The following is a 12543-nucleotide window of genomic DNA, read 5'->3' as shown; positions in this document are numbered from 1 at the left end:
CATGCCGGCGGCGCGTCAGCAGCGTGGTGCGGCGGTCGAGGCTGCCGCACGCGCGTTGCTGGAGCAGGCCGGGCTACGGCTGGTGGTCGGCAACGCCAACTACCGCGGCGGCGAACTGGATCTGGTGATGCACGATGGGCCATCACTGGTGTTTGTGGAAGTGCGCTATCGGCGCGACGACCGCTTCGGCGGCGGTGCGGCATCGGTGGACTGGCGCAAGCGTCGCAAGTTGGTGCTGGCCGCGCAGTTGTTTCTTGGCGCTCACCCGGCCCTGGCGGCGCTGCCGTGCCGCTTCGATGTAGTCGATGCCAGCGGCGAACCGCCGGTATTGCACTGGATCCGCGACGCATTCCGCGCCGACGATTGCTGACCACCACCGAACGCTCACGCCAACGTTTTTCATGCCAACCATCATGACCCACGCTGCCGTGCCATTGGCGCTGTGGTGCGCCAGCGAACGCGGCCGCATCTCGCCACGCCTGCTCGCGGCCGGCGTGGTGGCGGCGATGCTGCCCGATGCCGATGTGCTGGCGTTCGCGCTGCACATTCCCTACGCCGATGCGTTCGGCCATCGCGGCGCCAGCCACTCGCTGTTGTTCGCCAGCGTCATCGCACTGCTCGGCATCGCAGCCTGCGTGCGGATGCCGTGCAGGCGTCTGTATTTTTGTTCGTCTGCGCCGCATCGCACCCGCTGCTGGATGCGATGACCTCCGGCGGCCTGGGCGTTGCGCTGGGCTGGCCGTGGAGCCAAACGCGTTGGTTCGCACCATGGCGGCCGATTCGGGTGTCGCCATTCGCGACCGGCTTCTTCAACGCGCGCGGCCTGAGCACGTTGCTCTCCGAGCTGCGCTGGGTCTGGTTGCCGCTCACCGTCGCCGTGCTGGGGTGGAAATGCATCCAGCGCGCGGCACCACAGGATCGCATGTCATGACCGATGTACTTCCCACCGCACTTGCCGAATTGTTGGCCGCGCGCCTGGGTACCGATGGATGGTTGACCGGCGACGATGCGCGCCGCCGCTATGGCGAAGACGATTCGCGCCGCTGGGCATTGCCGGCCGCGGTGGCGTTGCCGCGCGACACCGATGAGGTAGTGGCGATCGTGCAGGCGTGCCGTGCGCACGGCGTGCCGATCGTGGCGCGCGGCGCCGGTACCGGCACCACCGGCGCGGCGGTGCCGTTTTCCGGCGGGGTGGTGGTGTCGATGGCGCGCATGAACCAGATCCTGGCACTACGTCCGGAAGACCGCTGCGCGGTGGTGCAACCGGGCCTGCTCAATGGCGACCTGCAACAGGCGCTGCAGCCGCATGGCTTGTTCTGGCCGCCGGATCCGTCCAGCGCGGACATCTGCAGCGTCGGCGGCAATCTATCCACCAACGCCGGCGGCCCGCGCGCGGTGAAATACGGCGCCACCCGCGACAACGTGCTCGGCCTGGTGGCGGTGACCGGCACCGGCGAGGTGATCCGCTGCGGCGGCGCGTACACCAAGAATTCCACCGGTTACGACCTCACCCACTTGCTGGTCGGCAGCGAGGGCACCCTGGCGATCATCGTCGAGGCGACCTTGAAGCTGACCCCGCGCGCCATTGCGCAAGCCGGCCTGCGCGCGCTGTACCGCGATGCGTCCAGCGCCGCAGCCGCGGTGTCGCGGCTGATGGCGCAACCGACCACGCCGACCATGCTGGAATTCATGGATGCCAATGCGATTGCGCTGCTACGCCGCAATGGCAGCGATGTGCCCGACGCTGGCGCCATGCTGTTGATCGAAGCCGACGGCGATCACGACACCTTGCCCTACGCGCTGCAAGCCCTGCACGACGCGGCCGATGGCGAAGGCGTACTGAGCCTGGACGTGGCCGCCGATGGCAGCGCGCGCGACAAGTTGTGGGCCGCACGCCGCGCCCTGTCGCCGGCCTTGCGCACCATCAAGCCGGGCAAGATCAATGAGGACGTGGTGGTGCCGGTGTCGCGCATTCCCGAACTCGTCGCCGGCGTGGAAGCGCTCGCTGCGGAATTCGCACTGCCCATCGTCGCCTTCGGCCATGCCGGCAACGGCAACCTGCACGTCAACATCATGTACGACCCGGCCGATGCCGACGAAAACGCCCGCGCGCATGCCGCCTTGCCACGACTGTTTACGCTGGTGCTGGCGCTGGAAGGCACGCTCTCCGGCGAGCACGGCATCGGCGTGGCCAAGCGCGATTTCATGAGCCAGGCCTTCAGCGCAGCAACGCTGGCCACCATGCGCGCAATCAAGGCCGCACTGGATCCGGACGGGATTCTCAACCCGGGCAAGGTATTACCGCCTGCATGAGTAAATGATGAGCACTCTTCGTTGCATAACGTCAACGTCATACCACAGCAACCACTTGATGAAATCAGACTTACATGGATAGCCTGATCATCCGAGTAAGGCGCTTAGGGCGGATCTCGAATGATCAGGGCAACAAAGGAACCAGAGAGATTTTCCGCGACCTATAGAAAAATCACACCCCTATGGGTGGCAATATTATTGCTATCGGCACTCACTGGCTGCTCATCGCCAGATGTCAACGCCGCCGCCCAAGACAAGTCAGTGAAGCCATCAAAGGTCAAGACGGATTGCTCACGCGTTGCTGCAGCCAAAGATAGAGAAGCCTGTTTTTTGGCATTACGAGCAAAGGAGTGCGAAGCGTTAGGCTCCGCCTGCCTTGCACTGCAGCAGGCACGTACCATCGAAAACGAAATGGCTGCAGCCGAAAAAAATATCATCAGCAAGGCACGGGCAAGCTATGCCAGCTACACCGCCGACGACCCAGCGTATCTCGACGACCTTGAAAAGGACTTCGCGGCATCCGCCAATGCTTGGCGAACGTATCGCGACACCTATTGCCAAGCCGAGCCGTTGGTGCAGGGAATGTCTCGTAACGAGCAAGATGCGCTATCGACAGCATGCAAGATGAGCATCACACGCTCACGTATCGAGCAACTGGAGCAACTCGCAAAATCCATCCCATAAGGTCCAGTGATGGCACAGATTTATAGATACGATGCGCTCAGCCGTCAGAGCTTCGAAGTTCTTGCTTACAACGCTGTCGGACGCTCCAGCGAGGTAAATCTCGGTGCTGCATACGCATTACAACACAGCACTGGTAACTCGGGCTGGTCGGTAGGCATCATGCAATGGGACTTCGGCCAACCTGGGCGCGGTGAAGCTGCTGCGGAGATGCTTCGTCATTATTCGGATTGGGCGCTAACCGACCAAGGCTTCACCCAAACAGAGCAGACAGGCCTGTTACGTCGACTACAGACACGCGGCCAAGTGGGTAACGACCTTTCCGCTAAAGAACAGGATCGTCTCAACGAATTTCTCAGATCTGATGACGGGCGCATGTTTGTGCAAGATCTGAATGCTCAGCAGGTAGAGCGCAAATGGCAGGCTGTGGGACAGCCTTTGTCAGAAATAGGATGGCTGCGGGATCTCAACAGGACATACCCGGACGAAGCCGCTGAGATCGTTGCTGTCACCAGCAAACTTTACAACCAGAACCAAGCCCGTGGTGAGCTGCTTGTCAGCACCCTCCAGCAGTCCACGGGCATGACGCCCGAAAGCGTCCGTGAGTGGATCGGAAACCAGGGAATCAACGGACTGAACCCTGCCGCTCGCGCCGCGATCACGTCCGGGCGCGACGCGACAGTTAGGGGCGTCAGCCTCGTCAATGCATTGGAACTTGGAAGTGGACCAGGTAGCGAAGAGTGGAGGACCCAGGTCAGGGATGCCAACAACCCGGCCTTGGCCAGAGGATTCAACAGCGAACCCAGCTTGCAGCTTTTCGATGCCATGTTGCGCGATCCAGTAATTGGAGCGCGCATTCTTGGAAGGATGGATACCGAAGCAGCTGGACCGCCGCTAGTGATTGCCGGTGCGAACGAACTTGCCAGAGCTGAGATCTCTCAGGTCAGAGTTGATCGTCAAGGCCACTTATCGGTGACTGATCCTTCCGGGGAAATGCATATTTGGAATGGCAGATCTTGGGCTTCAGCACTAGAACGAACCGACCCGATCTACCACCGCGGAGCCCACCCTTTTGGGCCACCTGCACCCCTGACCCTCGATTCGCCAGCCTTGCCGCCAATATTCGCGCAGTGCGTAGAACGCGTTCATGCGTTGGACCCATCATTGGGGAGATCACCAGATGAACGCAGTGATCGGGCGGCCGCATGTCTGGCGACCGAGGCAATGGCAAACGGCCTCACGCGTGTAGACCACGTAATGCTCAGCACGGCCACGCCATCGCTGCAGGCCGGCCATCATCTTTTCGCCGTGCAAGGCAGTCCTCGTAACCCTGCGCATATGCGAGCTCATGTAGAAACCGAGGTGGCGATCAATACCCCGATCGAAGTGTCGGTCCAGCGTGGGCTGGACCTCCAACAAGAACAGTTAACTCAGCAGCAGAGAATGCAACCAAACACAGGAACCGCAACGCCAGGGACCGGGGATCGGATAGATGGTGACACGGGTCTGGTGTTCCCAAGTTGCTCGCCAATCCGTTCTCAACCACTTGCCAGGCGGGTGCACTCCTACCGAATGAAGGTGACCCAACCTGCAGGCGATCGAGCTCAACGCATTACCCCGATAAACCGCAACCCCACGCCCGGTTCGGTGACGATGTAGTGCGGGTCGGCGGCATCGTCGTGCAGCTTCTGGCGCAGCTTGCCGACCAGGATGCGCAGATAATGGGTGTCTTCCTCGTGGGTGGGGCCCCACACCTCACGCAGCAGTTGCGGCTGGGTGACCACACGGCCGGCGTGCTTGAGCAACAGCGCGAGCAAGGCGTATTCCTTGCGGCTCAAGGGCACCGCTTCGCCATCGAGGGTGACCTCGCGCAGGCCCAGATGGATATGCAGGCGGCCGTCGTCGAACACGCTTTCTTCCACCGTGCTGCCGGCGCCGGCCTGGCGCAGCAGCGAGCGGATGCGGGCCATCAATTCCTGCACGCCGAAGGGTTTGGTGACGTAGTCGTTGGCGCCGGCATCGAGCGCGGCGACCTTTTCGGTTTCGCCGGCGCGTACGGTGAGCATGATCACCGGCACGTTGGACCACTGGCGGATCTCGCGCAGCACTTCATGCCCATCGCGATCGGGCAGGCCGATGTCCAGCACCACCAGTTCGGCGCCCTGCCCGGCCAGCAAGGCCAGGCCTTCTTCGCCGGTGCCGGCCTGCAGCACACGATAGCCCTGCGCACGCAGGCTGATGTCGAGGAAACGGCGGATCTGCGGCTCGTCGTCGACGATCAGCACGCGGGCGGGCGGGATGGCAGTGAGGTCAGTCGGCATCGGGGCGAGGTGGCGCGGCGGGAACGAGCAACGGCAGCGTAATGCGGATGGTGGTGCCGTGACCATGCGCGCCCGCCAATGCCGCCACGCTGCCGCCGTGCGCGCCGATCATGCCCTGGCAGATGGCAAGACCCAAGCCGGTGCCGTTGCGCCCGCGGTCGCCGCGCTCCACGCTGTAGAACATGTCGAAGATCCGCGCGCGCTCGTCTTCGGGAATGCCCGGCCCCTGGTCGCCGATGTCGATCTGCAACGCGCCGGCACGCAGCTGCGCGTGCACGGTCACCGGCACGCCGGCTGGCGAAAATTTCGCCGCATTTTCCAGCACGTTGAAGATGGCCTGTTCCACCAGCGCCGGATGCACCCAGATCGCCGGCAGGTCGGCGGCCAGGTCCAGTTGCAGGCGCACCTCCGGCTGATAGCGCTGCAGGCGGCGGGCGGCCGAGCCGATCAATTCGTCGACGCCGATCCAGTCGCGATTCAAGGTCAGGCCGGTGTGGCCGAGCCGGGTCATGTCGAGCAGGTTCTGGATGTAGCGATCCAGCCGCTCGCCTTCGAGCTGGATGGTGTCGAGCAGACTGTGACGGTCGTGCGCGTCCATCGCATCGCCGTAGCTGGCAAGGCTGCTGGCCGAGCCGATCATCGAGGCCAGCGGCGAGCGTAGATCGTGCGAGACCGACGAGAGCAAGGCAGAACGCAGGCGCTCGGTTTCGCCACTGACGCGCGCGCCTTCCAGATCGGCGACCAGGCGCGTGCGCAGCGCAGCCTGGCCGATGTCTTCCACCATCGCTTCGGCCAGGCGGCGTTGTTCCAGGCCGGGCCGTTGCAGCGCCTGTCGAAAGCGCAGCGCGGCCACACCCAGGGTGCCGCGCTCGTGGCGCACCGGCAGGCACCACCACTGCGCCCCGGCCAAGGTATCGGTGAAACGGCCGGCCGGTTGGCCGTGGCGCTGGGTCCAATCGGCGGCGCTGCGATCGAGCGCACCGAAGCTACTGGGTGCGTCGCTTTCGCGCTGCTCCAGGCGTAGCCAGACCTCGGCATCCAGCGCAGTGGTCAGCGCCCGACGGCCGGCTTCCAGCACCTGCCCCAGATCGGCGGCGGTGCTGAGCTGGCGGGCCAGCGCCTGCAAGGCGTTGGCATGCGCATTGGCCGCGCGCAAGGCCAGGACCTGGCTGCGCAAACGCGAGGCCAGCCGGCCGGCGACCAGCGCGGCGATCAGGAACATGCACACCGTCACCACGCCCTGGCGCGCGCTGATCTGCAAGGTGAAACGCGGCTCGATGAAGAAGAAGTTGTAGGCGACAAAACTCAGCAATGCGGCAACCACCGCAGCGGCCATGCGCGTGCGCGAAGCCACCAGCACCACTGCGACGATGAACACCATCGACAGGTCATCGATATCGGTCCAGCGCTGCAGCAACCACGCCACCCCCACCGCACCAGCGGCCGCGATCGCAGCGAACGCCATGTCGTAGCGCTGCAGCCATTGGCGCGGGTTGCGCCAGCGTTGGCGCGCACGTGCGCGCGCATCGGCGGAGCTGACGATCACCAGTTCGTAATGCGCGCCACGTTGCAGCAATTGCTGGGTCAGCGTGCGGTTGAACATGCGCGCCAGCGGGCGCTCGCGGGTGCGCCCCAGCACCAGGGTGGAGATGCCGTTCTGCGAGGCGAAATCCAGCAAGGCATCGGCCACATTGGCGCCATGCAGCAGCGCGGTGTCGCCACCGAGGCGATGGGCGAGCGCGAATGCGCGATCGATTTCCAGCTGCCAGGCTGCATCGGTCACGGTGCGGGTCTGCACGGTGACCACCGTCCACGGTGCATCGCGCCGCTCCGACAGACGCCGCGCCACGCGCACCAGATAATCCGAGCTGCCGCGGCCATCGATGGCCACCACCACGCGGCGTCGCAACGCGGCGGTGCCAGGCAGGCCGCGCGCGGCCTGGGTATCGCGCAGATCGCTGTCGACGCGGTCGGCAGCGGTCTGCATCGCCAGCTCGCGCAAGGCGGTGAGGTTGGAAGGCGAGAAAAACGCCTGCAATGCCTGCGTGGCCTGCTCGGGCAAATACACCTTGCCCTGCTGCAGGCGCTCGATCAGTTCGCGTGGCGGCAGGTCCACCAGCACGATGTCGCGCAGGCGGTCGAACACGGCATCGGGCACGGTCTCGGACACGCGCACGCCGGTGATGCGCAGCACGATGTCGTTAAGGCTTTCCAGGTGCTGGATGTTGACCGTGGTGTAGACGTCGATCCCGGCATCGAGCAACTCCACGATGTCTTGCCAGCGCCGCTCATGGCGGCTGCCGGGCACGTTGCGGTGCGCCAGCTCGTCGATCAGGGCCAGCCGCGGCTTGCGTGCCAGCAATGCATCCAGGTCGAGTTCTTCCAGCATGCGGCCCTGGTAACTCACGCGGGCGCGCGGCAGCAGCGGCAAGCCTTCCAGCAACGCCGCGGTTTCGCTGCGCCCGTGCGTTTCCACCACGCCGGCCACCACATCCATGCCCTGGCGCAGGCGCTCGCGCGCCCGCGACAACATGGCGTAGGTCTTGCCGACCCCGGGCGCGGCGCCCAGGAACACCGTCAACCGACCACCGTGTTCGCGCTGTAATTCGCCGATCAGGGCATCGGCTTGCTGGGTGCGGGCGTCGTTCATCGGGAATCGGGAATCGGGAATCGGGAATCGCAGAGCGTACAGCTGAGTGTTCCTAGTGCGCTTGCTTCACACCATTTCCCCTTCCCGACTCCCCATTCCCAGCTTGATCAAGCGCCAGATTCAACGCCAACACATTCACCCGCGGCTGCCCAAGCAGTCCGAACTGGGGTGCTTCGGTGGTCGCCTGCACCAGGGCGGCAACGCGTTGCTCGGGCCAGCCGCGTGCGGCGGCCACGCGGCGGATCTGCACCTGTGCGCCGGCCGGGCTCAGGTGCGGGTCCAGGCCGCTGCCGGATTGGGTCAGCAGCTCGCCCGGTACGGCCTCAGGGGCGATGCCGTCGCGTGCGGCCACTTGCGCACGCGTGGTGGCGATGCGGACCAGCAAATCGGGATTGGAGCGGGCCTGGTTGCTGCCGGCCGCGGTGGTGAGATCGTACTTGGCGGCCGACGGACGCGGCTGGAAATAGCGCGCATCGGTAAACGGCTGGGCCACCAAGGCCGAACCAACCACGCGCGCATCGACGCGCATCAGCGACCCGGTGGCCTGCTCGGAGAACAGCGCACCGGTGATGCCGGTGGCGATCAGCGAGTAGGCCAGGCCCAACCCGAACAAGGTGAACACCGCGAGCACCAGCGAACCGCGCAGGACGCCGTCGTCGCGTAACGGCAAGGAAGAAGACATGGACATGTTCCAGGAAGAAGAAAGGGGCATCACGCGTGTCTCAGGCACCGAGGACGGCAACCAGCGCCAGATCGATCACTTTGATCGCAGCGAACGGCAGCAACACGCCACCCACGCCGTAGATCAGCATGTTCCGGCGCAACAGCGCGGTGGCGCTGGAGGGACGAAAACGCACCCCGCGCAACGCCAGCGGAATCAAGGCCGGAATGATCAACGCATTGAAGATCAGCGCCGCCAGCACCGCATGGCGCGGGCTGGAGAGCTGCATCACGTTGAGCGCTGCCATCGATGGGATGGCGGCAGCAAACAGCGCCGGCAGGATCGCGAAATACTTGGAAACGTCGTTGGCCAGCGAGAAGGTGGTCAACGCGCCACGCGTGATCAGCTGCTGCTTGCCCACTTCCACCACCGCCAGCAGCTTGGCCGGATCCGAATCCAGATCCACCATGTTGCCGGCTTCCTTGGCCGCCTGCGTGCCGGAGTTCATTGCCAGGCCCACGTCGGCCTGCGCGAGCGCCGGGGCATCGTTGGTGCCGTCGCCGACCATCGCCACCAGTCGCCCGCCCGTCTGTTCGGCACGGATGCGTGCCAGCTTGTCTTCCGGGCGAGCCTGGGCGATGTAGTCGTCCACGCCGGCTTCGGCAGCGATCGCGGCTGCGGTGAGCGGGTTGTCGCCGGTGATCATCACCGTTTTGATGCCCATCGCACGCAACTGCGCGAACTTTTCCTTGATGCCCTGCTTGACCACGTCGCTCAACTCGACCACACCGAGCACATGACGGCCTTCGGCCACCACCAACGGTGTGGCACCGCCACGTGCGACTTCTTCGATGCGGCCCTGCAATTCCGGCGAGACCGTCGCGCCCTGCGCCTGCACATACGCCACGATCGAATCGCCGGCGCCCTTGCGGATGCTGCGCCCGCCGATATCCACGCCGGACATACGCGTCTGCGCGGTGAACGCGATGAAATCCCCACCCTCCGCCTCCACTGCGATGGCACCTTGCTGACGCGCCAGCTTGACGATGGATTTCCCTTCCGGCGTCGGGTCGGCCAGCGAGGCGAGCATGGCCGCATCGCGCAATTGCACGCGGTCGACGCCGGCCAGCGGATGGAACGCGGTGGCCTGGCGGTCGCCGTAGGTAATGGTGCCGGTCTTGTCGAGCAGCAGCACATCCACGTCGCCGGCCACTTCCACGGCCTTGCCGGATTTGGCCAACACATTGGCCGACAGCGCGCGGTTCATGCCAGCGATACCAATGGCCGGCAACAGCCCGCCGATGGTGGTCGGGATCAGGCACACCAGCAACGCGATCAGCAGCAGCGGATCCAGCGTGACGCCGACAAAGCCCGCGATCGCCGGCAACGATGCCACCACGATCAAAAACGTCAGCGTCATCGCTGCCAGCAACAAGGTCAGCGCAATTTCGTTCGGCGTCTTTTGCCGGTTGGCGCCTTCCACCAACGCGATCATGCGATCGAGAAAGCTGTGCCCCGGCTCGGCGGTGACCTTGAACACGATCTCGTCGGAGAGCACCCGGGTGCCACCGATGACGCCGCTGCGATCGGTGCCGGCCTCGCGCAGCACCGGCGCCGATTCGCCGGTCACCGCCGCTTCGTTGATGGTGGCAACACCCCGCACGATCTCGCCATCGGCCGGCACGAATTCGTCTTCGGACACCATGACGTAATCGCCCGGGCGCAACTCCGCTGCCGGCACGCGCGTTTCGCGCCCACCGAGTGCGGTTTCCACCCTGCGTGCCACCAGGTCCTTGCGTGCACGCCGCAACGAGGCGGCCTGACCACGCCCACGCGCTTCGGCAATGGCTTCGGCAAAATTGCCGAACAACACGGTGACGAACAGAATCGCCGTCACCGCCCAGCCGAAGCCGGCATGCGAGTGCCCGCTGGCGGTGATCACCGCTGCCAGCACCGTGCCGCCCATCACCACCGCCATCACCGGGCTGCGCAGCAGATGCCGCGGCGCCAACTTGGCGAACGCCGCACGCATCGCCGCAACCAGCACGGCGGCATCGAACAACGCTGCGTCACCGCGCTCGCGTTTTTCAGTCGTATCGATCGTAGACATTGCTCAAAACTCTCAGGACGCCGCCAGGGCGAGGTGTTCAGCGATAGGACCCAGCACCAGTGCCGGCATGAACTGCAGCACGGTCAGCACGATTACGATCGCCATCAGGGTCAGCGCAAAGGTGGGCGTTTCGACCTGCAGGCTGCCGGCCGACTCCGGTGCACGCCGCTTCACTGCCATGCGTGCGGCCACCATCAACGGCAGGATCAACGCCGGATACCGTCCCAGCGCCAGCACCACTGAGCAGCTCAGATTCCACCAGTACGTGGCATCGCCCAGGCCTTCGAAACCCGAGCCATTGTTGGCGAACGCAGAGGTGTACTCGTAGAACACCTGGCTGATGCCGTGGAAGCCGGGGTTGGAATTGGCAGTCAATGCCGGGACTGCCAGCGCCACTGCGGTAAAGCCCAGCACCACCAGCGGCTGCAGCAGGATCAACAGCGCCAGCAACTGCACTTCGCGCGATTCGATCTTGCGGCCGAACAACTCCGGCGTGCGTCCGGTCATCAAGCCGGCCAGAAACACGCTCAGCAACAGATACACCACGAACTGCTGCAGGCCGCAGCCGATGCCGCCCCAGATGGCGTTGATCAGCATGTCGACCAACGTGACCAGGCCACTCAACGGCGCCAACGAATCGTGCATCGCATTGACCGAGCCATTGGAGGTCTGCGTGGTCAACGCCGCCCACAATGCCGAGGCGTCCGCACCGATGCGCACTTCCTTGCCTTCCATCAGCGCCGGCGAGCTTGCGGTGGCCGAGTGCGCTTCGGACCACAGCAAGAGCGCGGTGGATGCGGCGGACATCGTCAACATCGTGCCGAACACCAACGCCGTAAGTCGCTTGCGCCCGGTCAGATAGCCGACCATGAACACCACGCTCATCGGCAGCAAGACCAAGGCGAGGGTTTCGAGCAGATTGCTCAACGGTGTGGGGTTTTCCAGCGCCACTGAACTGTTGGGGCCATACCAGCCACCGCCGTTGGTGCCGAGCTGTTTCACCGCCACCATCGCCGCAACCGGGCCCACCGCAATGGTCTGCTTGGGCATGCCCGCGCTGCTATCCAACGGCGTCGCGGTGGCCGCGCTCTGCAAGGTCGACGGCACGCCCTGCCAGCCGAGCAGCACGGTCCACAGCAGGCACAGCGGCAACAACACGCGTACGCTGGAGCGGATCACGTCGGCCCAATAGTTGCCGACGTCGGCTTCAGGCAGCGCTTCCAGGCCGGACCCCGTGTGTTGGCGTCCCTGACGCGACACTTCCGGCTCCGAAATCTCCGCCACAGCCGTCGTGTCCAGAATCGGTGCGGCAATCGACGCTTGTGTGGCTGCGCGCCCACCGAACAAGGCGCGCAGCGTCGCAACCGCCAATGCCAATCCCATCATCGGCGTCACCACCTGCAGGCCGACGATGCCGGTCATCTGCGCCAGATACGACAACTGCGCCTGGCCGGAATAATGCTGCTGATTGGTATTGGTGACGAACGACACCATGGTGTGCAGCGCGGTATCCCAACGCATGTTGGGGATGGCATCCGGGTTGAACGGCAGCCATGCCTGGGTCATGAACACCACCCAGGTCAACAAACCAACGACAAGGTTGCTGAGCAGAAAGGCCATGCTGTAGCCGCGCCACGACATGCCCTGCTGCGGGCGCGTGCCGAGCAGTGCGTACAACGGCCGTTCGATCCAGCCGAACAGCGCATCGCCACGCATCGGTGCGCCGCGCATCACCGCGGCCATGTAACGGCCCAGGGGCCACGCCAGCGCGATGGCCAGCGCGTACACAAGAAAAGTTTCAGTCATT

At 64.7% G+C, this 12543-nt stretch carries 9 protein-coding genes and 1 pseudogene; 5 read left to right on the top strand and 5 right to left on the bottom strand.

Going from position 1 to position 12543, the window contains the following annotated elements; translation table 11 throughout:
• Position 1 precedes the first annotated feature (1 nt).
• From EO156_RS17375 to EO156_RS24040, 5 genes and pseudogenes are all read left to right on the top strand, one after another.
• A complete protein-coding gene (locus EO156_RS17375) occupies positions 2-370 on the top strand; it encodes a YraN family protein (protein ID WP_005910940.1) in 369 nt (122 codons plus the stop codon).
• A gap of 31 nt (positions 371-401) precedes the next feature.
• Positions 402-931, top strand: a pseudogene (locus tag EO156_RS17370) (metal-dependent hydrolase).
• Positions 928-2313 carry an FAD-linked oxidase C-terminal domain-containing protein gene (locus EO156_RS17365; RefSeq protein ID WP_029828078.1) on the top strand — a complete coding sequence of 462 codons (1386 nt, stop codon included), beginning with the start codon at positions 928-930 and terminating at the stop codon, positions 2311-2313. The pseudogene EO156_RS17370 and the gene EO156_RS17365 overlap by 4 nt, the downstream one beginning before the upstream one ends.
• Before the next feature lie 120 nt (positions 2314-2433).
• Positions 2434-2997, top strand: coding sequence for a lysozyme inhibitor LprI family protein (locus EO156_RS24430; protein WP_230577991.1), 564 nt, complete (start codon positions 2434-2436; stop codon positions 2995-2997).
• Between the two features lie 9 nt (positions 2998-3006).
• Positions 3007-4653 (top strand): XVIPCD domain-containing protein, encoded by a 1647-nt coding sequence (locus tag EO156_RS24040; RefSeq protein ID WP_154666335.1) that lies wholly within the window; start codon positions 3007-3009, stop codon positions 4651-4653.
• Here the strand turns inward: EO156_RS24040 and EO156_RS17350 are convergent.
• The 5 genes from EO156_RS17350 to kdpA are packed head-to-tail and all read right to left on the bottom strand — an operon-like array spanning position 4599 to position 12542.
• Complete coding sequence (locus tag EO156_RS17350) at positions 4599-5315, bottom strand: response regulator transcription factor (protein WP_011050522.1); 717 nt, start codon at positions 5313-5315, stop codon at positions 4599-4601. The two genes, EO156_RS24040 and EO156_RS17350, sit on opposite strands and share 55 nt — an antisense overlap.
• Positions 5305-7965 (bottom strand): sensor histidine kinase KdpD, encoded by a 2661-nt coding sequence (locus EO156_RS17345; RefSeq protein ID WP_016849531.1) that lies wholly within the window; start codon positions 7963-7965, stop codon positions 5305-5307. Before EO156_RS17345 ends, EO156_RS17350 begins: the two co-directional genes overlap by 11 nt.
• A 52-nt stretch (positions 7966-8017) precedes the next feature.
• Positions 8018-8647, bottom strand: coding sequence for a potassium-transporting ATPase subunit KdpC (gene kdpC / locus EO156_RS17340; protein WP_029828074.1), 630 nt, complete (start codon positions 8645-8647; stop codon positions 8018-8020).
• A gap of 40 nt (positions 8648-8687) precedes the next feature.
• Positions 8688-10736 (bottom strand): potassium-transporting ATPase subunit KdpB, encoded by a 2049-nt coding sequence (gene kdpB / locus EO156_RS17335; RefSeq protein ID WP_033482880.1) that lies wholly within the window; start codon positions 10734-10736, stop codon positions 8688-8690.
• 12 nt (positions 10737-10748) lie between these two features.
• Positions 10749-12542 carry a potassium-transporting ATPase subunit KdpA gene (gene kdpA / locus EO156_RS17330; RefSeq protein ID WP_016850153.1) on the bottom strand — a complete coding sequence of 598 codons (1794 nt, stop codon included), beginning with the start codon at positions 12540-12542 and terminating at the stop codon, positions 10749-10751.
• Between the last annotated feature and the right edge of the window lies 1 nt (position 12543).

Source organism: Xanthomonas sp. DAR33341 (assembly GCF_003992815.1).
GTDB classification, from domain to species: Bacteria; Pseudomonadota; Gammaproteobacteria; order Xanthomonadales; family Xanthomonadaceae; genus Xanthomonas; species Xanthomonas cissicola.
The sequence above is the reverse complement of the archived record's forward strand: the minus strand, read 5'-3'. Positions and strand labels throughout refer to the sequence as shown.

Bases quoted from the DNA above. Each gene is read 5' to 3' on its own strand.
- EO156_RS17375 (WP_005910940.1), top strand. From the start codon at position 2: ATGCCGGCGGCGCGTCAGCAGCGTGGTGCGGCGGTCGAGGCTGCCGCA.
- EO156_RS17365 (WP_029828078.1), top strand. From the start codon at position 928: ATGACCGATGTACTTCCCACCGCACTTGCCGAATTGTTGGCCGCGCGC.
- EO156_RS24430 (WP_230577991.1), top strand. From the start codon at position 2,434: ATGATCAGGGCAACAAAGGAACCAGAGAGATTTTCCGCGACCTATAGA.
- EO156_RS24040 (WP_154666335.1), top strand. From the start codon at position 3,007: ATGGCACAGATTTATAGATACGATGCGCTCAGCCGTCAGAGCTTCGAA.
- EO156_RS17350 (WP_011050522.1), bottom strand. From the start codon at position 5,315: ATGCCGACTGACCTCACTGCCATCCCGCCCGCCCGCGTGCTGATCGTC.
- EO156_RS17345 (WP_016849531.1), bottom strand. From the start codon at position 7,965: ATGAACGACGCCCGCACCCAGCAAGCCGATGCCCTGATCGGCGAATTA.
- kdpC (WP_029828074.1), bottom strand. From the start codon at position 8,647: ATGTCTTCTTCCTTGCCGTTACGCGACGACGGCGTCCTGCGCGGTTCG.
- kdpB (WP_033482880.1), bottom strand. From the start codon at position 10,736: ATGTCTACGATCGATACGACTGAAAAACGCGAGCGCGGTGACGCAGCG.
- kdpA (WP_016850153.1), bottom strand. From the start codon at position 12,542: ATGACTGAAACTTTTCTTGTGTACGCGCTGGCCATCGCGCTGGCGTGG.